This is a genomic window from Achromobacter sp. D7-1, assembly GCF_059760445.1.
This window is the reverse complement of sequence record NZ_JCBAMT010000102.1, coordinates 1-22,385: the sequence shown is the minus strand read 5'-3', so window position 1 is coordinate 22,385 and position 22,385 is coordinate 1. Positions and strand designations below refer to the sequence as shown.

The window sequence follows — 22,385 nt, the reverse complement described above, 5'->3', positions numbered from 1 at the left end:
CAGTTGACGTACGTCGCGCGTGTCGTCGGGGTTTTGTGCGCTCGCGCGAATGTGGCCGGAAGGCGCTTTTTTGCAGGGTCTGCGTTTGTATCAGGAACGAAGATTGCTGGCGGGCGTCCTGGCCCAAATGCTATTGTTTTTTCCGGCATGGCCGGCACGGGCCGCCCATGCACCACCGGGCGTCCGCGGGCCGCGGGCGCGTATCTTGGAGGCACCCCATGAAGAAAATCTCGATGCTGGTCGCGGCGCTTGCGTTGGCAGGCGCGTCTGGCGCGGCGTTGGCGGAAGACGTGTCGATGTCGTTCCTGAGCGCGGAAGGCGTGGGCAAGAGCGCGGGCACGATCTCACTCAAGGACACCAAGGGCGGGCTGCAGCTTACGCCGCATTTGAAGGGCTTGCCGCCCGGCGAACACGGCTTCCATGTGCATGAGAAGGGCTCGTGCGAGCCTGGCATGGTGAACAACCAGATGGCGGCTGGCGGCGCCGCGGGCGGGCATTTCGATCCCAAGGGCACCAAGGCGCACAAGGGTCCGATGGCGACCGACGGGCATCAGGGCGATCTGCCTTTCATCGTGGTTGCCGCGGATGGCACGGCCACGAAGGCCGTGGTGGCGCCGCATCTGAAGCTGGCCGATGTGAAGGGCCGTGCGGTGATGGTGCACGTGGGCGGCGACAACTACAGCGATACGCCGGCGCCGCTGGGCGGCGGGGGCGGTCGGCTGGTTTGCGGGGTGGTGAAGTAGCCGCCTGGTCGCGTCAGGCGGTGCCGTTGCGGCCGTGCAGCCGGTAGCCTTCGCGTTCGGCGAGCCGGTCGTAATAGGCGGCGACGGCCGGCAGTTGCGGTTTGTCGAAGGGCGTGCGGAACCAGCGGTTGACCGACAGGCCGACGGGAATGTCGGCCAGCGAGAACGCGGGGCCGGCGACGTAGCCGCCGGCCTGTTCCAGGCGCCGGTTCAGTATCTCCATGAATCGCGCCCATTCGCGGCAGGATGCCTCGATCGCGGCGCGGTCGCGGTGGGCGGCTGATTCGCGCGCCAGGGCCATGAAGGCGTAGCTCCAGGAGCGGTTCAGGTCGGTCGCCTGCCAGTCCATCCATTGGTCGACGCGGGAGCGCAGCCTGGGCTCGATGGGGTACAGGCGTTGGCCGCCGTATTGCGAGGCCAGGTAGCGGATGATGCTGTTGGACTCCCACAGCACGAAGTCGCCGTCCCGGATGACGGGCACCATCGCGTTCGGATTCAGCGCCAGGAACGCGGGATCGCTGGTGGGCTGGAAACCGGAACCCCAATCCTCGTGTTCGAACGGCAGGTCCAGTTCGGCGCAGGTCCATAGGACCTTGCGCACGTTGATGGATGAGGCCTTACCCAGGATTTTCAGCATCTTGCCGGCATCGTTTCGATTGACCGTGGCAGTCTAGCGGGCCGCGGTTGACGCGGGCAGGTACAGATTGCCGGTTTTCCGTGCGCAACAGTCTTCAGCAGGCGCCGGCCTCGGGCTGGCTGCGCAGGCGCAGCACGGGCGAGGTGTACAGCACCACGAATTGCACGGCGAAGCCGGCGGTCGACACCCATAGGCAGGCTTCGACGCCGACTCGCGCGGCGAGCGCGGCGCCGATCAGCGCGCCGACGGGGCGGGCGCCGAAGGTGGCGGTAAGGATGACGGCGGACACCCGGCCCAGCAGGGCATTGGGCGTGATGGCCTGGCGCAGCGTGGTGGTGGTGATGGTCCAGAGTATGGGACCCGCACCGAACAGGAAGAAGCCCGCCGCAGCCCAGGCGCCGGACGGATAGACCAAGGTGGACAGCAGAATGACGCTTGCGATCAAGGCGGCCAAGGGGCCGACCGCGATCATGCCGCCGAAGCTCAGCCGCTGGGCCAGCCAGGGCGCCAGCAGGGCGCCGGCCACCATGCCGCCGCCGTACACCCCCAGCGTGAGGCCGACGGCCGCGGCCGACAGGCCCAGCCGTTCGATGGCGTAGGCGACGTAGACGGCTTGCAGCACGAACCAGGCAGTGTTGAAGAACACGGCGGTCACCAGCACCGGGCGCAGCAGCGGGTGCGTGAGGACAAAGGCCGCGCCTTCGCGCAGTTCTTCCAGCAGGCGGCGGCGCGGCGCCGGTCCGGGCCTGTCGTGGGGCAAGCCGGCCAGCAGCAGGGCTGCCAGCAGTGACAGTACGGTCGCCAGCACGTAGGCCGAGGGCGCGCCCATCCAGCCGACCAGCGCGCCGCCGGCGGCCGGCCCTGCGGAGAAGGCGGTGCTGCGAGCCAGCTCCAACCAGCGGTTGGCGCTGGCCAGTTCGGCGGGCGCGACCAGCCTGGGCACCAGCGCCGGTGCGGCAACGTTGTAGGCGACCGTGCCGACCGCGCCCAGGAAACCCAGCGCGGCCAGCCAGCCCAGGCTCAGTCCCCCCGTTGCAAGCAGCGCCAGCAGGCCCAGCAGGCTGGCGGCGCGCACGCACTCGGCGGCGGTCATCAGCGCGCGCCGCGACATCCGGTCGGCCAATACGCCGGCGGGCAGGGACAGCAGCAGGAAGGGCAGGGTCTGGGCGGTTTGCAGATAACCCGTCTCTGCTGCGCTGGCGCCCAGCGCCAGGACCGCGACCAGCGGCGCGGCCGCGAGCGCCATCTGTTCGGAGAATTGGGCGGCCAGGTTGGAGGCGGCCAGACGGCGGAACGCGGAGGGCAGGGCGGACATGGGGCGCGGGCGGCGGAAACGGCAAGGGCACGATCATGATCGTGCCCTTGTCTGTCCGCACTCCGTTCCTTGCCATGGGCCGGGCCGGCGCGCCGCGTCAGGATATCAGGGGATGGGCGGATAGTCGCCGAAGCCGTCCGGCCAGGGCGTCAGCACCTCGTAGCCGGTGTCGGTCACGACCACCATGTGCTCCCACTGCGCCGACAGCGAACGGTCCTTGGTGACCACGGTCCAGCCGTCGGGAAGCTGCTTGGTCTGCGGCTTGCCGGCGTTGATCATGGGTTCGATGGTGAACATCATGCCGGGCTGCAGCACCATGCCTTCGCCCGGGCGGCCATAGTGCAGCACCTGCGGATCGTCGTGGTAGATCTGGCCGATGCCGTGGCCGCAATATTCGCGCACGATGCTGAAGTGCTCGCGGTGCGCCACGGTCTGGATGGCGTGGCCGATGTCGCCCAGCGTGGCGCCGGGCTTGACGGCCATGATGCCGGCGCGCATGGCTTCGTAGGTGGTGTTGACCAGGCGGCGCGCCAACGGGCTGGGCTGGCCCACGTAGTACATGCGGCTGGTGTCGCCGAACCAGCCGTCTTTGATGACGGCCACGTCGATGTTGAGGATGTCGCCGTTCTTCAGCACCTTGGCCGACGGGATGCCGTGGCAGATCACGTGGTTGGCCGAGGCGCAGATGGTCTTGGGAAAGCCGTGGTAGCCGACGTTGGCGGGAATCGCCTTCTGCACATTGACGATGTAGTCGTGGCAGATGCGGTCCAGCTCATCGGTGGTGACGCCCGGGCGGACGTGTTCGGCAATCATGTGCAGCACTTCCGCCGCCATGGCGCCGGCCTTGCGGGCCATTTCGATGTCGGCGGCGGACTTGATGGAAACCTTCTTTGCCATTTATGCGGCCTCCTGCTGGGCGGCCTGCGGCAGCCCCTGGGACAACGAGGCGATGGCAAAGCCCTCCGCCTGCTCGATGCGGATCAGAAGTTGGCAGATGTCCGCGTGGCGCAGCTCGGGGTAGAGCTCGGACAGCATGCCTATGCGCATCCAGTGTTCGGCCTGGGAATTGATGGAGCGGCTGAGCGCGCCGCTGGCGACGCGGAGGTTCTCATGCATCTGCTCGGAAATCTTGACGATGCCCATGGAGTTAATGATCCATATATGGTTTGTATATGGAACGTATCTTACTGCCGATGGGGGGAAGGGCGCAAATCGGGAGGACGCGCTCTGTTGGGGGCGTCCTGGGAGGGCCAAGGAGGGGGGCGCTTGGCGGGACCGCCTGGTGGGCGGCAGGGAGGGGGCGCATCGCTCTGGCCCGCACCCCGGCGCCGTTAGCGCCCTTTGCCGCGCGTCGTCTTCTTGGCGCCGGCGCGCGGCGCGGCCTCCTTGGGCGCGGGCGCAGTGGCCGCTTGTACCTGCTCCAGCCACATCAGGGCATCGGTGTACGACAGGAACTGCTGCAGATAGCCCGGCGACACCTCGCGCATCAGCGACAGCGCCCGGTGCACCAATTGGTTGGAGTTGAGCGGGCCGGCGTTCTTGTGCACCTGCTCCTGGGACTGCCGGACTTGCCGGTCCGCGCTGACCCGCGACCAGACGCCGCGGAAGTACTCCAGCACTTCCAGTTCTGGGTAGGCGGCTCGCAGGTCCGTGGTGCCGCGCGCGTCGGCGCCGGGGTCGGCCATGTAGGCGGTCAGCGTCGCCAACGCTCCGGGTTCGCAAGCGGCGGGAGCCGCCGCGGTGGCGCCTTCATGAGCGCATTCATTGGCGGCTGCAAGAGCCTTAACAGCAGCGCCGTCCAGCTCGGCCTCATAGGCCTGGATCAGCGCCGTCAGCTTGCCGTCCAGCAGCCTGCGGGCTTGGCCGTCTTGCGTGGCGGCGCGCCGTTGCAGGGCGTCCATGAACTGGAAGCGGACCGGCGCGATGCGGTCGGCGCCGGTTTCCCGCCAGGCGTCCAGCACGGCCCGGGCGTCGACGATTTCGCCGCGCGTGCCGTCACTGGCCATGCTTGGTTCCGGCGTCGCTGGAGGGTTTGGGGATGGGCGCGATTTCCACGCGGCGGTTCTTGGCCCGGCCTTCCTCGTCGGTGTTCGCGGCCACCGGCTGTTCGGAGCCGAAGGCCGCGGCGAACACGGCCGACGAAGGTACGCCCTCGTCGATCAGCGCGCGCGTCACGGTCAGGGCGCGCTGCGCGGACAGGTCCCAGTTGTCGGCGAAGCGCCGGTTGCCCTCGCGCACCTGCTGGTCGTCGGTATAGCCGCTGACCATCAGGATTTCGTTGTGCGACTTCAGATAGGCCGACAGGGGTTCGATCAGGCTCTTCAGGACCTCGCGGCCTTCCGGCTGCAATTGGTCGGAGTTCAGCGCGAACAAGACGCTTCCGCTGATGCCGATGCGGCCGTCGATCAGGGTCACGCGGCCGGCGGCCAGGGGGCCCGCCAGCGCCTGTTCCAGGGTCTCGCGGCGCTGGGTTTCGACCTGGCGCTGCTTGACCTCTTCCTCGAGCTGGGTCGACAGCTGCAACTGCACCGCGACGACGCTCACCAGGATCAGGACGAAGGCGCCCAGCAGCACCGACATCAGGTCGCCGAAGACGGCCCAGGCCGGGACCGCGGGCTCCACGCCGCCGTCGATGTCCTCGCTCATGCCGCTTCCGCTCCGGCCGTTGCGCGCTGGATGGCCAACTGCTGCAGGTTCTCGATGATCTGCTTCTGCGACACCATGCTCAGGTCGACCACTTCACGGGCCTGCGCCACGTAGTAGGCCAGCTGTTCGTCGCCGCGCGCGATGGACTTGTCCAGCGCCGCTTCGATGCGTTGCAGATGCGCGACCAGTTTGTCGTTGGACTCGCCAAAAAGCTGCACGGCCGTGCCGAAGGATTCGCCCAGGCTGGCCACTTCGACCGCGCCGCTGGCGACCTGCGCGGCCACTTCGGCCAGCTTGCCGGTTTCGGCCTGGGCCTGTTCGGTGAACTGCGTGCCGACGCGGTCCAGCAGGTCCGCCGACGAGGACACCAGTGCGTCCACGGCCGTGCGCTGTTCGGCGGCGGTGTGGTTGACGGCGTCCAGCAGAGTGCCCAGGGTCTCCAGCAGGCGAGTGCGCTCTTCCAGCATGTCGTTGTCGCGCTCCATGCTGTCGGAGAGCTTCTGGCGCAGTTCGCCGATGACCTCGGCGGCGGCGCGCGGCGCCTCGGAGGCAGCCTGCACCAGGCGGCCGATTTCGGCGATGGTGTCGTTGGCCGACGCCTGGGTCTGCGCGCTGATGTCTTGCGCGGTGATGGCCAGGGTGTCGCAGATCTGCTGCTGCTGGTTGGCCGTGTAGGAACTGGTCTGCTCCCATTCGGCGCGCAGCGAGTCGGCGATGGCGCCGAGCTTGCCGGTCCAGGCTTCCAGGCGCGTTTCGTCCTTGGCGGCGAGCGCGGTCTGCAGGTCTGTTTGCGATTGCTCCAGCGTTTGCAACAGGGCGGCGGAATGCTGTTCGAACGCAGCGGCGGCGGCTTCCAGCGCCTGCTGGTTGTCGCCGGCCAGCTTGGCGTTGGCCTGCTCCTGGCGCGCCTGCGCGTCGGTCCAGGCTTGGGTGACACCGGTGGCGGCGGTCTCCAGGCGGGCCGATACGCTTTCCAGCAGGCCTGCCTGGGCCTGGCTCTGCGCGGTGATGTCGCGCGCGGTCTGGGCCAGGGTGTCGTTGACTTCCAGTTGGCGCAGGGCGGCTTGGGTGCCGGCCTGTTCCCACTCCTGGCCGAGTTTGGCGGCCATGGCGGTCAGGGTGCCGGTCCAGGCGGCCAGGCGCTCCTGGTCGCGCGAAGCCAGTGCGGCCTGCAATTCAGTGTGCGACTGGTCCAGCGTCTGCAGCAGGGCGGCGGAATGTTGTTCGAAGGCGGCGGCAGCGGTTTCCAGCGCTTGCTGGTTGTCGCCGGCCAGCTTGGCGTTGGCCTGCTCCTGGCGCGCCTGCGCTTCGGTCCAGGCTTGGGTGACGCCGGTGGCGGCCGTTTCCAGGCGGGCCGATACGCTTTCGAGCAGGCCGGCCTGGGCCTGGGTCTGGGCCGTGAGATCGCGCGCGGTCTGGGCCAGCGTGTCGTTGACTTCCAATTGGCGCAGGGCGGCCTGGGTGCCGGCCTGTTCCCATTCCTGGCCGAGCTTGGCGGCCATGGCGGTGAGCGTGCCGGTCCATGCGGCCAGGCGTTCCTGGTCGCGCGAGGCCAGCGCGGCTTGCAATTCAGTGTGCGACTGGTCCAGCGTCTGCAGCAAAGCTGCGGAATGCTGTTCGAAGGTGGCCGCGGCGGTTTCCAGGGCCTGCTGGTTGTCGCCAGCGAGCTTGGCATTGGCCTGTTCCTGGCGCGCCTGGGCTTCGGTCCAGGCCTGGGTGACGCTGCCGGCCGCCGTTTCCAGGCGGGCCGACACGCTTTCCAGCAGACCGGCCTGGGCCTGGGTCTGGGCCGCGATGTCGCGCGCGGTCTGGGCCAGCGTGTCGCTGACGGCCTGTTGGCGGGCCACGGTGTCGGCGCCGGCCTGCTGCCATTCCTGGCTCAGCGTCGCGCCCATGGCGGTCAGCGTGCCGGTCCAGGCGGCCAGGCGTTCCTGGTCGCGCGAGGCCAGCGCAGCCTGCAACTGGGCATGCGACTGGTCCAGCGTTTGCAACAGCGCGGCGGAATGCTGTTCGAAGGTGGCGGCCGCCGCGGCCAGGGCCTGGCGGTTGTCGCCGGCCAGCTTTTCGCCGGCCTGTTCCTGGCGGGCCAGGGCGCTGGCCCATTGCTGCGAGACGCCGTTGGCGGCCGCTTCCATGCGGGCCGACACGCCGTCCAGCAATTGGGCCTGGACCTGCGATTGCGCAGTGATGTCGTGCACCGCCTGCGCCAGCGTGGCGCTGATCGCCTCCTGGCGTTCGGCGGCCTGCGCGCCGGACTGTTCCCATTCCTGACGCAGCGTGGCGCCCATGGCGCCCAGCGTTTCGGTCCAGGCGGCAAGGCGCTGCTGGTCGCGCGAAGCCAGGTCGGATTGCAGCAGGGTATGCGATTGGTTCAGGGTGCGCAGCAGCGAGGCCGAATGCTGCTCGAAGCTGGCCGCGGCCGCGGTCAGGGCTTGCAGATTGTCGCCAGCCAGTTTCTCGCTGGCCTGCTCCTGGCGCGACAGCGCCTGGGTCCAGGCGTGCGACATGCTGCCCGACGATTCCTCCAGGCGCGAGGACACGCTGTCCAGCAGGGCGGCCGAGCGTTGTTCGAAGGTCTGGGCGAAGTGGTCGAGCGAGGCCCGCAGGTCCTGGGACAGGGCCTCGCTGGCGCGTTGCTGTCCGGCCAGGGCTTGGTTCCAGATGCCGGCGACATTGCTGGTGGTGGCCTGGAAGCCCGAGGTCAGGCCTTCCAGCTGGCGCTGCACGGCTTGCGTCACGGTGTCTTGCAGGGACGCGGTTTCGCGCGACAGGCTGGCCATGGTCGCTTCCACGACCGGTTGCAGGGCGGCGCCGGCCGAGCGCGCGCTTTGCGACACGCTTTCCTTCATGGATTGCTCCATGACGGCGGCCAGGCGGGAGTAGGCCGCTTCGGCCTTGCCCTGGAAGGCGTCCTGGCTGGCCATGTGGCGGTCGCTCAGGGCCTGATTCTGCTGCGCCATGCTGTTCATCATGGTCTGCAACTGGTCGACCAGGGTCGGCATGGCGTCGGCCTGGCGCTGCATGACTTCGGCCTGGCGTTGCAGCAGCTTGAAGGATTCCTCGCGTTGGTAGCCTTGCGAGTACACCCGCAGCGTGGTGGCTGCCTTGCTGTCCAGCAATTGCGCTGCGCGCACGCGTTCGCGGCGGCACAGGGCCGCCAGCAGGCCCAGCATGGCGGAGCTGGCGACGCCTGCGATCGAGGTGCCGAAGGCGAAGCCCAGGCCCTTGACCGGCGCGGCGAGCGAGGCGCGGATGGCGGCCAGGTCGGTGGCGCTTTCCAGCGCGAGGCCGGTGCCGCGCAGGGTCACGACCATGCCCAGGAAGGTACCCAGCATGCCCAGCAAGACCAGCAGGCCCACCAGATACGGCGTCAGCGCCGGTCCGGGCAGGCCCGCGCGCTCGCCCTCGATGCGCAGGCGCGTGGCGTTGCGCAGGCTAGGCGGCAACTGGTCCAGCCAGGATCCGAGATTGCCGGGCGCATCGGACAGGCCCGAAAGCGCGCGCGTCAGCGAGGAGGTCGCCTGCTGGTAGCGCAGCAGTTCGAGCGCGCCGCCCACGTAACAGGCGCCTATCAGCAAGGTCACGGCCAGCGCCAGCGGGTTGTTGCCCGCATAGCCCGCGCCGATCCAGCCCACGACGGCCAGACCCGCCAAGAAAACAACGAGATTAGTCAGATATTTGGACATAGTGTCCCGGTTAGCTGGCGCGAAGGGTGGCAAGCAGCCCTTCGACCGGTTGTAAACGAACATCCAATTCGGCCAGCAGCACGCTGCGCATGTCTTTGCGGAACGTGTCCAGCCAGGCGCCTGGCGTTATCGGTGCCTGCGCCACTACGGGCGCCGCGCCTGTCTCGGCTGCGGCATCGCCTTGCGCCCCGGCGTCGGCCTCTGCTTGGGCCTCTGCTTCCGCCAATGCGGCAGCCTCGGCCAGCGCAGCGGCCTCGGCCTCGCGCAAGCGGTTGAAGTGGCCCTGGAGCAACTTCGGAATCACGCCGAACAGCGCGCGTTCCTTGGGCAGCAGGGCGCGGTCCATGATGGCGTCGACCACCGCCAGACGTGTCATTTCGCCATTCTTGGCCGCGACCATGCCGCGCAGGCGGCTGCGCAGATTGCCCACGGCGGTCTCCATCGTGTGCTGCAACGACAGATAGCGCTGGCGAAAATTCGCGTAGTCGGCTTCGGCCTCGGCCAGCGCCGCCAACTGCTTGGCGGGGGCGCGGGCTTGTCCCGGTCCGGGCCGCTTGGCGGCCGTGGCCGCGGTGTCGCTGGCGATGGCGTCGGCCAACGTGGTCCGCACGCGGGCGCAGTCGCGCTCCTCGGCGCTGCTGAACATGCGCGCGCCGGGGGCGATCACCGGCGGGCTGGTATTCAGCGCCGCGGAGAGCGCGATCGCGTCCGTCCAGCCGAGCCATAGGCTCAGATGGTCTGAAAGCGATTGCCTGGATTGCGGAACGTCGACATCCGTCAGGCGAGTCAGCAAGCGAATGAGCGTCGGGCCGCTTAAACCTGTGCGCTGTGGGGCCTGCAACATACCACCAGAGTCAAAAAGGGGGGAGTTTACACGGTGGAAGGCGGCGCCAGGGCCGAAGGAGGACAGGAGGGGCGGCCCACGGGTGAAAAAGGGGGCCGTATCGCCTCGGGATGCAATATTGTGACGGGGGTGAGGGCCCGTGCGCGCAGGGAAAAACCTAGGCCGCGCGGCGCACCTCCAGGCGCGGTGTGTGGCAACGCGCGGCGCCATCCAGGTAATCGGCCAGAAAATCGATCAGCCGGCGGGTCCGGGCGGGCAACAGGCGGGTCTCGGTCACGGCATGGACCTCGATCGGTCCGAGGCTCCAGGCCGGCAGCACGCGCGCCAGCTCGCCGGAGCGCAGCCGGCCGCTTTCGGCTCCGCCCAGCGCCGCGATGCCGGCGCCCAGCACGGCAAGCTGCCGGGCCATGCAGGCGTCGTTGGCGCCATAGCGGTGCTCCACTGGAACCAGCAACTGCTCGCGGCCGCGCTGCAGCGGCCAGGGCGCGGGCTGGCCGCCGCCAGCGCGCAGGCCGATGCAGTCGTGGCGCGCCAGGTCGGCGGGGCAGGCGGGGGTGCCGCGGGCCGCCAGGTAGGCGGGCGCGGCGTACAGGCTGGCATGGACCGCGCCGAGTCGGCGCGCCACCAGCGACGAGTCGGGCAGTTCGCCCAGGCGGATCGCCACGTCGCCGATCTCGGGCGGGTGCTCGGCGAACTCGGGGCCGGTCACGCTCAGTTGCAGGCGGATTTCGGGGTAGTGGCTGCCGAATTCGACCAAGGCCGGCATCAAGGCGTCCAACGCGTATGCCGCCGGCAACTGGACGTGCAGCGGGCCGCTGGGAATTTCCAGTTGCTCGCGCAATTCCTCGTGGGCGATCTCGGCTTCGGCCACAATGCGGCGGCAGCGCTCGAAATACAGCCGGCCGGCGTCGGTCAATTCCACTCGGCGCGTGTTGCGGCTGAGCAGCCGCAGGCCGACCGCGCGCTCCAGTTCGGCCACCTGGCGCGACACCGTGGAGGTCGGCATGCCGAGGACCGCGGCGGCCCGGCTGAAGCTATGCGCCTTCGCCACTTCGGCGAACAATTCCATGCCATGCAGGCGTTTCATATATGCATCTCCCGCGCGGTCCGGACGGATCAGCGCCATCTTTCATTGCTGAGGGTGCGTGCTGGCGGCGGGCCGGGGGCCCGCCGTCGCAGGAGTGCATTGTCGGCACGGGGTTTTAATAATTCTTTAAAGCGCCGACGTTCCAGGGAATCGGCGCAGTACACCTGCTGCGCAAAGCGGCGCCTGCCCCGGCTTTAGCGTATCTCGGGATAGCCGGCCGCCGTTGCGGCTTGCGCCATGTCGCTCAGGACCGTGTACGACGCGGGGTCAGGGCGCGTGAAGCGCGCCACATGGGCGGCGCGCAGCAGCGGCGCGTGGGCTGGATCCTCGTGCATGGTCAGCAGGACGTCCGACAGGGCTTGCGCGCTGGCCGGATCCACGTCGGGTCCGGCCACCAGCAAGGGATTCGGCGTCCAGGGCGTATACGCCAGCGTGCGCAATCCGGCCAGCGCGGCCGGATCGTGCGCGCGCAGCAGATCCAGGTACCAGCCGTCGGCCGCGGTCAGATCGATCTCGCCGTCGGCCAGGGCGCGCAGCAGGCCCCGCGGGTTGCCATAGGGTCCCTTGGACGCCGCGAACAGGGCGCCGCCGGCCGCGGCCAGCTCCGCCAGCGCCGCGCGCGGCGCGTTCCAGCCCGATTGCGAGTCACGCACCATCCAGCCATAGCGGCTGCCGGCCGCGTCGGCCAGCGACGACCAGCCGCAGTCGGCGCGCACCAGGAATTCGCTGCGGTAGCGCGGCAGGCCTTCGTAGGCCGGCCAGTCCGGCACCACTGCGGCGACGGCGCCAAAGGCCCGCCCCGCCTGCAGCGCCGTGACGTAAGGCCAGCCGCATATGAAGACGCCGCACAGCCCCGGCCGCTCCCACAGTTCGCCGATGGGCGTCGGCCAGCCGTGCTCGACGAAGTGCACGTCCAGGCCGGCGCGGGCGTGCGCGGCCTGCAGCAGCGCATGCCAGGCAGCCCGCGCCGCGGGCGCCACGTCGTACATACGCGTCGAAGTGATGAGATCCATGGCGCTTCGCCTAGGCAAACTTCAAGGTCTGGCCCAGGCCCATCTTGCGGGCCTTCTCCAGCATGGCGTGGCCCAGCGCGATGTCGGTAGTGGACAGGCCGCGGTGCCAGAACAGGATGGTCTCGTCATCGTGCTCGCGGCCGGGCTTCAGGTCCGCCACGATCTGGCCCAGTTCGGCGTGCAGGTTTTCCTCGGTGATGCGGTCGCTGTCGACGTGGGCGCGCAGCGCGCCGTAGGGCAGGCCCTTGCGGCATTGGCCCCAGTCATCGACCACCACCTTGCTCATGATGTCGGTCAGGCTCAGCTCCACCGCGCTCATGGTGCCATAGGGCATGACCAGGGCGCCGGGCTTGATCCACTCGGTCTTGAGCAAAGGCGTGGGTTCGGGCAGGCGCGAGGCTTCGACCACGATGTCGGCGCCGCGCACGCAGGATTCCCAATCATTGACGACCTTTACCGGCTTGCCCAGGTCGCGCGACAGGCGTTCGCCGAAGGCCTGCTGGCTTTCCGGACGGCGCGAATGCACGCGGATCTCGTCGAAGTCGTAGAGGCTGTCGAGCAGGCGCACGTTCCAGTAAGAGGTGCCGCGCGAACCGATATGGCCCAGCACTTTGCTGTTCTTGCGCGCCAGATATTTGGCGCCCAGCGCCGTGACCGCGCCGGTGCGCATGTCGGTGATGGCGGTCGCGTCGACCACGGCCAGCGGCTTGCCGTTGACCGGATCGAACAGGTTGAGCAGGGCCATTTCCGAAGGCAGGCCAACCTTGTAGTTGTCGACGAAGTCGCTGACCACTTTCACGCCTGCCACGTGCAGCGGCTCAATATAGCCGCGCAGCACATTGAAGTGCCCCTTGGCGGAAGACTCCGGCACCAGGTGCATGCGCGGTTCGATGACGGTCTTGCCTCGCCCCTGGGCGTCCAGCGCGCTTTGCACGGCGGCCAGGATTTCCGCGTCGGTCAGCTCCAGCGCGCGCACGTCGGGGCCGTTCAGGTAGGTGATGTCTATGGATTGCATGATGTCTCCTCGGTTATTGGATCGGTTGAATGCCGGCCTGCTTGACAATGGCCGCCCATTTATCGGTTTCCTGCTGGATCGTTTGGGTGAAATCCGCGCGGTCCGAGCCGGCGGGCTCCACGCCCAGGCCGGCGAACTTCTGGCGCACGGACTCCTTCTGCAGCACGGCGGCAATGTCGGCCTGCAACTGGTCAAGGATCGCGGGTGGCACCTTGGCGGGCGCGACGATGCCGTACCAGGAGGTCACGTCGAAGCCCGGATAGCCGCTTTCGGCCACCGTGGGCACGTCCTTCAATTGCGGCAGGCGTTGCGGACCGGCGACCGCCAGCGCGCGCAGCTTGCCGGACTGGATAAACGGCAGCACGGTCGAGACCCCGGCGAACATCATGTCCACATTGCCCGCCACCACATCGTTGACGGCGGCAGCCATGGCGTTGTAGGGAATGTGGCGCGTGACGATGCCGGCCGACTGGTTGAGCAGTTCGCCCGCCAGGTGGGCGCCGCTGCCAGGGCCGGGCGAGGAATAGTTGAGCTTGTCCGGATGCTGGCGCGCATAGGCCACCAGCTCGGTGAAGGTCTTGACCGGCACCTTGTCGTTGACCACCAGCACATTGGGCGAAGTGGCCAGCATGGTCACCGGCGCGAAGTCGCGGGCCGTGTTGAAGGGCAGCTTGGTATAGAGCAGCGGGTTGACGGTCAGGTTGCCAGCCGGCGCCAGGGCCAGCGTGTAGCCGTCCGGATTGGCACGGGCGACGAAGTCCATACCGATATTGCCGGAGGCGCCGACCTTGTTTTCGATGATGACAGGCACGCCCCATTTGCTGTTGAGCTCCTGGCCCACGATGCGGGGCAACGCGTCGGCGATGCCGCCCGCGCCGAACGGCACGACGATGGTGACGGGCCGATCGGGATACTTGCCTTCGGCGCCAGCCGCGGGCGCGGACAGCGTGGCGGCCAGAAGCGTGCCGCTCAGGCACAGCGCGAGATACTTGTTCATGTTCATTCCCCTTGTTGTTGGTCAGGCGGCGGCGCGGCGTCTACAGCGCGGCGTCGCGCCCCTGGTCCAGAAACCGGTCGGCGCGCGCAATGTCGTCGGCAAGTCTTCTGTCTTGCGAAAGAAACGGCACTTCCACCCGAAAGGCCGCCAGCACCGCGCCGGTTCCCTTGCCCAGCGGACGCCGGGGGTCGGCGCGCGTGCGCAGGTCCACGGCCTGGGCCGCATGGATCAGCTCTATGCCCAGCAAGGTGCGCAGCCGTCCGGTCTGCTGCCCCACGCGTTGCGCGGCGAGCGGGCCATTGGTGGCCACGTCTTCGATATTGCCCGCGACCGCCAGCGCGTCGGACGAGACGGGCTGCGACAGCGTCCGGATCTCGGTGGCCAATAGCGACACGGGCTTCTGGATCGTGGTGTAGGCCAGGGTCGTGTCATTGGGCGACAGAAAGCGCGGCAGCTTGGTGAAGGCGGGGTCGCCCATGCGCAGTACGCGCTGCGCCGACGACTGGGCCACCTGCGAAAGCGCCACGCCTACCGACTGCAGCGGCACCACCCAGGCGGTGGGGTCGAACCCGGCGCTGGGCAACACGGCGCCGCGCAGCTTGCCTTGAGTCACGTAATAGCGGGTTTCCTGCGGCGTGGCGCCGGCCGGCGGCGACACATCCAGCGCCACGGTCGGGTTGTCATCCGAGCTGTTGATCTGCACCAGCAACTGCGCGTCCAGTTGGCGCAGCGCTTCGCGTGCGGCGCCATGCACCTGGCTCACGGTACGGAAGCTCAGGGGATCCTGCAGGGGCCGCTGCTCGTCCGTTTGCCAGAGCGCGCTGCCTTCGAGCAGCGACAGGATGCGCCGGGCCACCTGCTGCTGGGCCGGATAGGGACGCTGGTCCTGGGTGGCGGGCAGCAAGGGCGCGATGTTGCCGTTCAGGCCTTCGAGCGACAGGGCCGCCACCTCATCGGCGCGGTCCAGCACCCGGCTGGCGTCGTGCGCCGCGAGGATGGCCAGGGCCGCGCCATAGGCGTTGGAGCTCAGCAGGGACAGGGAGTCCTTGGCATAAGGCTGTACTGGCGCCAGGCCCGCCTGGCGCATGGCCTCGGCCGCCGGCAGGAGCTTGCCGCCGATCTCGACCATGCCTTCGCCCATCATGGCCAGGCCGATCTGGGGCAGGATGGTGATGTCGGCCTGGCCGACGGAGCCTTGGCCCAGCACCACCGGCGTCAAACCCTGGTTGAGAAAATCGGCGTATTGGCGAACCAGGGGCGGGCTCATGCCGGTACCGCCGGCCAGCGCCGTGTTCAGCCTTATCAGCATGGCGGCTCGCACCGTGTCCGCTGCCGCCGGCTCGCCGTAGGCCACGGTGTGCGACAGCAGCATGCGGTGGTTGAAGGCCGCAGACAATGCCCGGGCCTCGTCCGACAGCGTGTCGCCCGAGAAGATGGTCTGGTCCTTGTTCTGGCCCACGCCGCGATTCAGACCGTACACGGGCTGTCCCAGGCGGCCGTATTCCAGCAGCAGATCGTGCGACCGGGCGACGCGCTGCCACGCGGCCTCGGTGGCCGCCACGGGCCGGCTGCCGCGCGCGACGGCGACCACGTCAGCGGCAGTGAGCGACCGGCCGTCCAGCGTCAGGGGCGCTTGCCGGGCGGCGGCGCGCGTGTCGCCGGCGGCGGCCGGCATGGCGGGCGTGGCGGACCAGGCCGGGGCGGCTTGCAACGCTGCCGTCAAGGCAAGGGCCAGCAACAGCGGACCCGCGAACCTGGGTGAAAAACTTCTCGAAACGCAAACTTCAACGACTGGAAGATGACGCATCACTACTCCTCGAGCGGAGGAAAGGGGGGAGAAGAGGGACTAGAGCGTGAGATGGGGCGTATCCGGGCCGACTGCAGGCACGTACTCGAAGGCAGGGGGGTGTTGCCCAGGTGCTGTGCGGCGGGCGGCGCTCATGGCGCGTTCCGGGGTTGCGGGTATCGGCGGGTTTTATTTAACTCGTATATACAAGTACAGTCAAGGTGCCGAATTAAAATGCTGCGCTCAAGTCCATGGCCGCCCGCAGCTCGCCGCCCGCAGCTCGCCGCCCGCAGCCGGCCGCCCGCAGCCAGATGGGCGCGCGCGGCATGGATTCTTAATAAGTTCTTAACCCGCAGCCGGCATGCTGCGGCATCGTTGATGGTCCTGGAGATTTCTTGCGTGTCCTGCTAGTTGAAGACGACGCCATGTTGGGCGACGCCGTGCACACCAGCCTGGCGCAGTCTGGCGCCGACGTGCAATGGGTGCGCGACGTCGCGCAGGCGCGGCTGGCCCTGGTGGAGCACGGCTTTCATGCCGTGCTGCTGGACCTGGGCCTGCCCGACGGCAGCGGGCTGGCGGTCCTGAAGCACCTGCGCGCGCGCTACGACGCCACGCCGGTCCTGATCCTGACCGCGCGCGACCGGCTGAGCGAACGGATACAGGGCCTGGATGCCGGCGCCGACGACTACATCGTCAAGCCATTCCAGCTGGACGAGCTGCTGGCCCGGCTGCGCGCCGTGGTCCGGCGCAGCAGTAACGCCGTGGTATCGGCGCTGCGCTGCCGCGACGTGGTGCTGGAGCCGGCCAAGAGGGCGGTGACGCGCGACGGCGTCGAGGTCAGCCTCAGCGCGCATGAATACCGCACGCTGCTGGCGCTCATGGAACGCATCGGCCACACCGTCAGCCGCGAACAGCTGGAGGCTGCCGTCTATGGCGACAGCGGCGCCATCGAAAGCAATACGGTGGCGGTTTATATCCATCAGTTGCGCCGCAAGCTGGGCGACAAGCTGATCCTCACCGTCCATGGACTGGGCTACCGCATCGAGGCGGCCGAATGAAGACGCTGCGCAAGCAACTGACGCTGACGCTGCTGTTGACGATGACCCTGTCCTGGATCGCGGTGTTCACCTTCCAGCAGTACGAAACCACGCGCTCGCAGACCGGCGCGCGCGATCGGTGGCTGCATGACGCGGCCAGCCAGATGCTGGCGTCGCTGCCGGTCAGCCTGTTGGGCAACGCGGCGCCGTCCGAGCGTTTCACCCCGCCCGCGTCCAGCCGTGTCGACGGCGACAAGATCCGTTTCCACTTGTGGTCGCTGGCCGACCGCCGGCTGCTGCTGCGCTCGCCCGAGTCCCCCGAACACCCCCTGAGCGGCGGCTTCCAGGATGGTTATGCCGACGTGTCCGCCGACGGCATGGATTGGCGCGTGTACGCGGTCTCCGACGCGCAGGGGCGGGTGCAGGTGCAGGTGGCGCGGCCGCAGAGCGAATTGCGCGCCCAGTCGCTGTATAGCCTGAAGCGCGGGCTGGTCATCGTGTCCGTCCTGTTCGTGCTGCTGGCCGTGGTGAGCTGGCGGGTGGTCGGCCGCGCGTTCCGCAAGGTGGACCGCGCCGGCGCGGCCATCGCGCGGCGCGGGCCGTTCGACCTGGCCCCGCTGCCCATGGCCGGCATGCCAGGCGAACTGCGTCCCTTCATCCGCTCGATCAACCAGCTGCTGTTGCGGGTCAAGGGCGGCATGGACCGCGAGCGCCGCTTTCTTGAGGATGCCGCGCACGAGCTGCGCACCCCGCTGGCCGCGCTGAGCGCGCACGCGGAACTGGTGGCCCGCAGCGCCGGCTCCGCCGATGCCCCGGCCGCCATCGAGAAATTGCGCCTGGTCGCGCAGCGCACCTCGCGCTTGTCGGAACAATTGCTGGACCAGGCTCGCATGGACGCGCTCAGCGCCAGCGCCGACGAGCCCGAGCAGGTCCAACTGGATGCGCTGGTCGCCATGCTGGTGCGCGACTGGGAAACGGACGCGACCCGCAAGCAGCTGCGCATCCAGCTGGACGTGCAGGCCTGCGTGGTGCGCGGGCGGCTGGACGCCCTGGGCGTGCTGGTCCGCAACCTGCTGGACAATGCCGTGCGCTATACGCAGAGCGGCGGCCAGATCGCGGTGTCCTGCGGACCTGCGGCAGACGGCGGGGCCTGCCTGCGTGTGGCCGACGATGGCCCGGGCATTGCGCCGGAGGAACGCGCGCGCGTGTTCGACCGCTTCTATCGCGCCCCGGGCAGCGTGGCAGGTGGCAGCGGCATCGGCTTGTCGCTGGTGGCGCAGATTGCGCAGCAGCATGGCGCCGCGGTCGACCTGGGCGAGGGCCTGCGCGGCGCGGGCGTGGCGCTGACGGTGACGTTCCCGCCTGCGGGCCGCGCGCCGGCCGCCTGAATGTGGGCTGCGGGACGGGCTTCCGCCCGCGGGCCTGGCTTGGGGACGCCGCTGCAAAGCCGCGCCAGGTGGTAGATTAGTTGCCGGTAAGCGGACTGCGGGAGCGGCGTCAGTGGCGGGATTTCCATGGATTTTCTGATCACCTCGGCGGCGCGCGCGCTGGCCGCCGGCAATCCGCTGGGCGCCTTGAACCTTGTGGCCCTGCGTGACGATGCGCCCGCGCTGGCCTTGCGCGGCATCGCCCTGGCGCAACTGGGCGAGTTCCGCCGCGCCCGGACCCTGCTGCGCAGCGCGGCGCGGAACTTCGATCCCAAGAACGTGCTGGCCCGCGCCCGCTGCGTCGTGGCCGAGGCCGAGATCGCCCTGGTGTCGCGCGACCTGGCCTGGCCGGAAAAGGCGCTGGAGGCCGCGCGCGCCGCGCTGGACGCCCACGGCGACCCGGCCAACGCCGCGCATGCGCGGCATCTGCAGGCCCGCCGCGAGCTGTTGCTAGGCCGGCTCGATCGCGCCGAGGATGCGCTGGCCTTGCTGGACCCTGCCGCCCTGGCCCCGGCGTCCCGCGCCATCCACGAACTGATCGCCGCCGGCGTCGCCTTGCGGCGGCTGCGCACGGGGCCGGCGCGCGCCGCGCTGACCCAGGCGGAACTGGCCGCCCGCGTCGCCGGCATCCCCGCGTTGATGGCCGAGGTCGAACACGCGACCCTGCTCCTGAACACACCCGCGGCGCGGCTGATCGGGCAGGGCGTCCAGCGGCCCATCCTGCTGGATGAAGTGGAGGCGCTGCTGGCCTCCGACACGCTGGTGGTGGACGGTTGCCGCCACGCGGTGCGCAGCGAGGGCCGGGCAATCCCGCTGGCCAGTCGCCCGGTGTTGTTCGCGCTGGCCCGCGTCCTGGCTGAAGCCTGGCCGCAGCCGGCGCCCAGGGAAACGCTCATCGAGCAGGCGTTCCGTACCGCCTACTTCGACGAGACGCACCGCGCGCGCCTGCGCGTCGAGATCGGGCGCCTGCGTGCGGCCCTGGACGGCGTGGCCGGCATCAGCGCCGCGCGCGGCGGCTTTGTCCTGAAGCCGCAAGAGGGCAGAGGGGTCGCGCTGTTGGCCCGGCCCGCTGGCGACGGCGACAGGGACCAGGGAGCCGTGCTCGCCTGCCTGGCCGACGGCGAAGCCTGGTCCAGTTCCGCCCTGGCGCTGGCGCTGGGCGCCAGCCAGCGCACGGTGCAGCGCACGCTGGACGCGCTGGCGGTAGCCGGCAAGGTGCAGGCTTGCGGCCAGGGCCGGGCGCGCCGCTGGATGACGCCGCCGGTGCCGGGATTCACGACAACCTTGTTACTCCCGGCCGCGCTGGCTGCCGACTAGCATGAATGCTCGAACTCCAGTTCAAGGACATCGACATGAAACGAACGAAAGCCCAGATCATCCGCGAGTACGGTCCCTTTCCCGGCGTGCAGGCGGTACACGGCGTCACCTATGACGGCCAGCAGGTGTGGTTCGCCACCGGCGAAAAACTGATCGCCATGGATCCCGACAGCGGCAACACGCAAGCCTCCATCGACCTGGTCGCCAACGCGGGCACGGCCTTTGATGGCAAGCATCTCTATCAGATCTCCGACGGCACCATCGTCAAGCTGGAGCCGGAGAGCGGCCGGGTGCTGACCCGCATCCCGGCGCCGGGCGGCGGCGGCGCCTCGGGCATGGCCTGGGCCGAGGGCAGCCTGTGGGTGGCCGAGTACCGCCAGCGCAAGATCTACCAGGTGGATCCCGACACGGGCCGGGTGCTGCGCACCATCGAATCCAACCGCTACGTCACCGGCGTGACCTGGGTCGATGGGCAGCTCTGGCACGGCACCTGGGAGGATGGCGCCAGTGATCTGCGGCAGCTCGATGAGCGAACCGGCGAGGTGCTGCAAAGCGTGGAAATGCCGGCCGGCACCGGCGTATCCGGATTGGAGTCGGATGGCGCCGGCTGCTTTTTCTGCGGCGGCGGCGAAAGCGGCAAGCTGAGAGCGGTGCGCCGTCCGCCAGCCGAGGCCGACGACGCCGCGCTCACCAACGGATGATGTAGGGCCTGTCTCCCAGTTCCCACACGCCGTTTTTCCGTTCCAGCATGATGTACTCGGTCTGCCATTCGTCCGGCTGGTCCTCCGGCGCAAAGCCGGATAGGTACGGACGGAAGGCGGGATCGGCCGCCCAGTCCGCGGTGCTGCGCTCCAGCCGCCATTCGAACTTCACCGCCGAGACCAGGTTGGGGTTGTCGTCGAATGGATTCTTGAGCGGCTTGGTATGGGTGAGGATTTTGCCGATCTGCAGGCCGGGGGCGCAGAACTTCGCGGTATAGACCAGCTTGGAACTGAGGCGGGCCTCACCGTCCGTGTAGTAGGGCCGGCCTTTATCCGTCAGCTCCATGCGGCTGCTCGCGTCCTCGGGATCTTCGTCCGCTTGCGGTGGCCCGCCGTCGCCGTTGGCGCTGACGCGCTTGACCGTGACCAGCTGATGCTTGATCAACCCCTGCACGATCCTGTCCTGGCTTTCCAGGAACGCGGTGTAGACATCGGTGGGCAAGGGCCGCACGCCCACGACGTTGACGCAGGCGCCGACCGGCGCATATGCCGGTTGCGCCGTGGCATCGACCAGGATCTTGCGCATCTTGCCTTCGGTCAGGCCCGGACCCAGGGGTGATTGCCACCAAGCATAAAAACCCGCGGCGCCAGCGATGACCAGGCCCAGGGCCCAGGCCTTGCGTGGAATCCGGCGGCGGTTGACGGCGCGCTGCTTCTGGTTCATTCCTTTCCTTGCCGATTGCGGTCCCGCGATGGTAACGCGTGGCTTGTCCATCATCCAAAAGACGTAATCCGTGCCTCTAGGGTAATTCCTGACACAAAGCTGATTGTCAGCGATTAGTCAGAAAGGTTTAATCAGCACACGCTTTGCGTATCGTCCGCAACCGCGCCCGCGGGATCCCGCAGCAGGCTTCATCATCCCGCGCCCACGCAGGAGTAGTAACTACAAGCTGGTCCATGTAGTCCTAATTCAGGAGACAACAAGCCATGCAACACGTTACCAAGCCCCGCCGCAAGTTCATCTCCGGCGCTGCCGTCGCCGGGGCCGCCGCGCTCGGATTTCCGGCCGTCGCCCGCTCGCAGAATGCGCCGGTTTCCCTGCGGTTCCAGAGCACTTGGCCGGCAAACGACATCTTCCACGAGTTCGCGCGCGACTATGCGCAGAAGGTCAACGACATGGCCGGCGGCCAGTTGAAGATCGAGATTCTGCCGGCCGGCGCCGTGGTCAAGGCCTTCGATCTGCTGGACGCGGTGTCCGCGGGCACGCTGGACGGCGGGCATGGCGTGGTCGCTTACTGGTACGGCAAGAACACGGCGGTTGCCCTGTGGGGTTCGGGTCCGTCCTTCGGCATGGACGCCAACATGCTGCTCGCCTGGCATGAATACGGCGGCGGCAAGGAACTGCTGGTCGAGATCCAGAAGGCCATGGGCGTGAACGTGGTGTCGCTGATGTACGGTCCCATGCCGACTCAACCTTTCGGATGGTTCAAAAGGCCCATCACAAAGATGGAGGAGGTCAAGGGCCTCAAGTTCCGCACCGTGGGCCTGGCCATCGACATGTACACCGCCATGGGCGCGGCCGTGAACGCGCTGCCGGGCGGGGAAATCGTGCCGGCGCTGGACCGCGGCCTGCTGGACGGGGCGGAATTCAACAACGCGTCCTCGGACCTGGCGCTGGGCTTCCAGGACGTCTCCAAGATCTGCATGCTGCAGAGCTTCCACCAGAGCGCGGAGCAGTTCGAAATCCTGTTCAACAAGGCCAAGTACGACGCGCTGCCCGACAACCTGAAGCACATCCTGCGCAATGCCGCGCAGGCGGCCAGTGCGGACATGTCCTGGAAGGCGGCGAACCGCTATTCGCAGGACTACGGCAAGCTGCAGAAGGACCACAACGTCAAGTTCTACAAGACGCCCGACGCCATCCTGCAGCAGCAGCTGAAGATCTGGGACGAGATGATCGCCAAGCGCTCGGCCGAAAACCCCTTGTTCAAGAAGGTGCTGGAGTCGCAGCGCGCCTTCGCCGAGCGGGTGGGGCGCTGGCACGGGGATACCTCGGTCAACTTCCGCATGGCCTACAACCACTACTTCTCGCGCAGTACTAAACCCGCCTGAGGGACCGGTACCTGTATCCCGC

General features: G+C 68.5%; 20 protein-coding genes. 6 read left to right on the top strand and 14 right to left on the bottom strand.

What is annotated here, in order from left to right:
* The first annotated feature begins 218 nt into the window (after positions 1–218).
* On the top strand, positions 219–743 hold the full coding sequence (sodC, locus tag AC6LKD_RS29000; protein ID WP_013394280.1) for a superoxide dismutase family protein: 525 nt from the start codon (positions 219–221) through the stop codon (positions 741–743).
* A 13-nt stretch (positions 744–756) separates the two neighbouring features.
* Here the strand turns inward: sodC and AC6LKD_RS28995 are convergent, their stop codons facing one another.
* The 13 genes from AC6LKD_RS28995 to AC6LKD_RS28935 all read right to left on the bottom strand — a co-directional run bounded on the left by AC6LKD_RS28995 (position 757) and on the right by AC6LKD_RS28935 (position 15,706).
* Positions 757–1,380 (bottom strand): glutathione S-transferase family protein, encoded by a 624-nt coding sequence (locus tag AC6LKD_RS28995; RefSeq protein WP_498118184.1) that lies wholly within the window; start codon positions 1,378–1,380, stop codon positions 757–759.
* A gap of 94 nt (positions 1,381–1,474) precedes the next feature.
* On the bottom strand, positions 1,475–2,695 hold the full coding sequence (locus tag AC6LKD_RS28990; RefSeq protein ID WP_498118183.1) for an MFS transporter: 1,221 nt from the start codon (positions 2,693–2,695) through the stop codon (positions 1,475–1,477).
* A gap of 105 nt (positions 2,696–2,800) precedes the next feature.
* Positions 2,801–3,592, bottom strand: coding sequence for a type I methionyl aminopeptidase (map, locus tag AC6LKD_RS28985; RefSeq protein WP_013394277.1), 792 nt, complete (start codon positions 3,590–3,592; stop codon positions 2,801–2,803).
* Positions 3,593–3,838 (bottom strand): ParD-like family protein, encoded by a 246-nt coding sequence (locus AC6LKD_RS28980; protein ID WP_013394276.1) that lies wholly within the window; start codon positions 3,836–3,838, stop codon positions 3,593–3,595.
* Between the two features lie 188 nt (positions 3,839–4,026).
* The gene (locus AC6LKD_RS28975; protein WP_498118182.1) at positions 4,027–4,701 is read right to left on the bottom strand and encodes a DUF2894 domain-containing protein; all 675 of its coding nucleotides are present in this window, start codon (positions 4,699–4,701) and stop codon (positions 4,027–4,029) included.
* Positions 4,691–5,341, bottom strand: a complete 651-nt coding sequence (locus tag AC6LKD_RS28970) for an OmpA family protein (RefSeq protein WP_013394274.1) — start codon at positions 5,339–5,341, stop codon at positions 4,691–4,693. Before AC6LKD_RS28970 ends, AC6LKD_RS28975 begins: the two co-directional genes overlap by 11 nt.
* Positions 5,338–9,027 carry a DUF802 domain-containing protein gene (locus AC6LKD_RS28965; RefSeq protein WP_498118181.1) on the bottom strand — a complete coding sequence of 1,230 codons (3,690 nt, stop codon included), beginning with the start codon at positions 9,025–9,027 and terminating at the stop codon, positions 5,338–5,340. Before AC6LKD_RS28965 ends, AC6LKD_RS28970 begins: the two co-directional genes overlap by 4 nt.
* Positions 9,028–9,037: 10 nt before the next feature.
* Positions 9,038–9,871 carry a DUF3348 domain-containing protein gene (locus tag AC6LKD_RS28960; RefSeq protein ID WP_498118180.1) on the bottom strand — a complete coding sequence of 278 codons (834 nt, stop codon included), beginning with the start codon at positions 9,869–9,871 and terminating at the stop codon, positions 9,038–9,040.
* Between the two features lie 157 nt (positions 9,872–10,028).
* Positions 10,029–10,958, bottom strand: coding sequence for a LysR family transcriptional regulator (locus tag AC6LKD_RS28955; protein ID WP_498118179.1), 930 nt, complete (start codon positions 10,956–10,958; stop codon positions 10,029–10,031).
* A 194-nt stretch (positions 10,959–11,152) separates the two neighbouring features.
* Positions 11,153–11,971 carry a phosphate/phosphite/phosphonate ABC transporter substrate-binding protein gene (locus AC6LKD_RS28950; protein ID WP_498118178.1) on the bottom strand — a complete coding sequence of 273 codons (819 nt, stop codon included), beginning with the start codon at positions 11,969–11,971 and terminating at the stop codon, positions 11,153–11,155.
* A gap of 10 nt (positions 11,972–11,981) precedes the next feature.
* Positions 11,982–12,986 (bottom strand): ornithine cyclodeaminase family protein, encoded by a 1,005-nt coding sequence (locus AC6LKD_RS28945; RefSeq protein WP_498118177.1) that lies wholly within the window; start codon positions 12,984–12,986, stop codon positions 11,982–11,984.
* A gap of 13 nt (positions 12,987–12,999) precedes the next feature.
* The gene (locus AC6LKD_RS28940; protein ID WP_498118176.1) at positions 13,000–13,983 is read right to left on the bottom strand and encodes a Bug family tripartite tricarboxylate transporter substrate binding protein; all 984 of its coding nucleotides are present in this window, start codon (positions 13,981–13,983) and stop codon (positions 13,000–13,002) included.
* Between the two features lie 40 nt (positions 13,984–14,023).
* Positions 14,024–15,706 (bottom strand): HAL/PAL/TAL family ammonia-lyase, encoded by a 1,683-nt coding sequence (locus AC6LKD_RS28935; RefSeq protein WP_498118175.1) that lies wholly within the window; start codon positions 15,704–15,706, stop codon positions 14,024–14,026.
* Positions 15,707–16,164: 458 nt separating this feature from the next.
* Between AC6LKD_RS28935 and AC6LKD_RS28930 the strand changes: the two genes are divergently transcribed.
* The 4 genes from AC6LKD_RS28930 to AC6LKD_RS28915 all read left to right on the top strand — a co-directional run bounded on the left by AC6LKD_RS28930 (position 16,165) and on the right by AC6LKD_RS28915 (position 20,251).
* Positions 16,165–16,827: a response regulator transcription factor gene (locus AC6LKD_RS28930; RefSeq protein WP_013394266.1), complete on the top strand. Its 663-nt coding sequence runs from the start codon at positions 16,165–16,167 to the stop codon at positions 16,825–16,827.
* Positions 16,824–18,194 (top strand): ATP-binding protein, encoded by a 1,371-nt coding sequence (locus tag AC6LKD_RS28925; protein ID WP_498118174.1) that lies wholly within the window; start codon positions 16,824–16,826, stop codon positions 18,192–18,194. Before AC6LKD_RS28930 ends, AC6LKD_RS28925 begins: the two co-directional genes overlap by 4 nt.
* Before the next feature lie 126 nt (positions 18,195–18,320).
* Positions 18,321–19,550 (top strand): helix-turn-helix domain-containing protein, encoded by a 1,230-nt coding sequence (locus AC6LKD_RS28920; RefSeq protein ID WP_498118173.1) that lies wholly within the window; start codon positions 18,321–18,323, stop codon positions 19,548–19,550.
* 35 nt (positions 19,551–19,585) lie between these two features.
* The gene (locus tag AC6LKD_RS28915; protein ID WP_498118172.1) at positions 19,586–20,251 is read left to right on the top strand and encodes a DUF5074 domain-containing protein; all 666 of its coding nucleotides are present in this window, start codon (positions 19,586–19,588) and stop codon (positions 20,249–20,251) included.
* Here AC6LKD_RS28915 and AC6LKD_RS28910 read toward each other — a convergent pair.
* Positions 20,238–20,975 carry a hypothetical protein gene (locus tag AC6LKD_RS28910; protein ID WP_498118171.1) on the bottom strand — a complete coding sequence of 246 codons (738 nt, stop codon included), beginning with the start codon at positions 20,973–20,975 and terminating at the stop codon, positions 20,238–20,240. The two genes, AC6LKD_RS28915 and AC6LKD_RS28910, sit on opposite strands and share 14 nt — an antisense overlap.
* A gap of 263 nt (positions 20,976–21,238) precedes the next feature.
* On the opposite strand from AC6LKD_RS28910, the gene AC6LKD_RS28905 reads away from it, so the two are divergent.
* Positions 21,239–22,363 carry a TRAP transporter substrate-binding protein gene (locus AC6LKD_RS28905; protein ID WP_013394259.1) on the top strand — a complete coding sequence of 375 codons (1,125 nt, stop codon included), beginning with the start codon at positions 21,239–21,241 and terminating at the stop codon, positions 22,361–22,363.
* The last annotated feature ends 22 nt before the right edge of the window (positions 22,364–22,385 follow it).

Excerpts from the sequence above, each read along its gene's own strand:
- AC6LKD_RS28910 (WP_498118171.1), bottom strand. The coding sequence starts at position 20,975 with ATGAACCAGAAGCAGCGCGCCGTCAACCGCCGCCGGATTCCACGCAAG.
- AC6LKD_RS28955 (WP_498118179.1), bottom strand. The coding sequence starts at position 10,958 with ATGAAACGCCTGCATGGCATGGAATTGTTCGCCGAAGTGGCGAAGGCG.
- AC6LKD_RS28925 (WP_498118174.1), top strand. The coding sequence starts at position 16,824 with ATGAAGACGCTGCGCAAGCAACTGACGCTGACGCTGCTGTTGACGATG.
- AC6LKD_RS28975 (WP_498118182.1), bottom strand. The coding sequence starts at position 4,701 with ATGGCCAGTGACGGCACGCGCGGCGAAATCGTCGACGCCCGGGCCGTG.
- AC6LKD_RS28970 (WP_013394274.1), bottom strand. The coding sequence starts at position 5,341 with ATGAGCGAGGACATCGACGGCGGCGTGGAGCCCGCGGTCCCGGCCTGG.
- map (WP_013394277.1), bottom strand. The coding sequence starts at position 3,592 with ATGGCAAAGAAGGTTTCCATCAAGTCCGCCGCCGACATCGAAATGGCC.
- AC6LKD_RS28965 (WP_498118181.1), bottom strand. The coding sequence starts at position 9,027 with ATGTCCAAATATCTGACTAATCTCGTTGTTTTCTTGGCGGGTCTGGCC.
- AC6LKD_RS28945 (WP_498118177.1), bottom strand. The coding sequence starts at position 12,986 with ATGCAATCCATAGACATCACCTACCTGAACGGCCCCGACGTGCGCGCG.
- AC6LKD_RS28960 (WP_498118180.1), bottom strand. The coding sequence starts at position 9,871 with ATGTTGCAGGCCCCACAGCGCACAGGTTTAAGCGGCCCGACGCTCATT.
- AC6LKD_RS28980 (WP_013394276.1), bottom strand. The coding sequence starts at position 3,838 with ATGGGCATCGTCAAGATTTCCGAGCAGATGCATGAGAACCTCCGCGTC.
- AC6LKD_RS28940 (WP_498118176.1), bottom strand. The coding sequence starts at position 13,983 with ATGAACAAGTATCTCGCGCTGTGCCTGAGCGGCACGCTTCTGGCCGCC.
- AC6LKD_RS28990 (WP_498118183.1), bottom strand. The coding sequence starts at position 2,695 with ATGTCCGCCCTGCCCTCCGCGTTCCGCCGTCTGGCCGCCTCCAACCTG.
- AC6LKD_RS28915 (WP_498118172.1), top strand. The coding sequence starts at position 19,586 with ATGAAACGAACGAAAGCCCAGATCATCCGCGAGTACGGTCCCTTTCCC.
- sodC (WP_013394280.1), top strand. The coding sequence starts at position 219 with ATGAAGAAAATCTCGATGCTGGTCGCGGCGCTTGCGTTGGCAGGCGCG.
- AC6LKD_RS28920 (WP_498118173.1), top strand. The coding sequence starts at position 18,321 with ATGGATTTTCTGATCACCTCGGCGGCGCGCGCGCTGGCCGCCGGCAAT.
- AC6LKD_RS28905 (WP_013394259.1), top strand. The coding sequence starts at position 21,239 with ATGCAACACGTTACCAAGCCCCGCCGCAAGTTCATCTCCGGCGCTGCC.
- AC6LKD_RS28995 (WP_498118184.1), bottom strand. The coding sequence starts at position 1,380 with ATGCTGAAAATCCTGGGTAAGGCCTCATCCATCAACGTGCGCAAGGTC.
- AC6LKD_RS28950 (WP_498118178.1), bottom strand. The coding sequence starts at position 11,971 with ATGGATCTCATCACTTCGACGCGTATGTACGACGTGGCGCCCGCGGCG.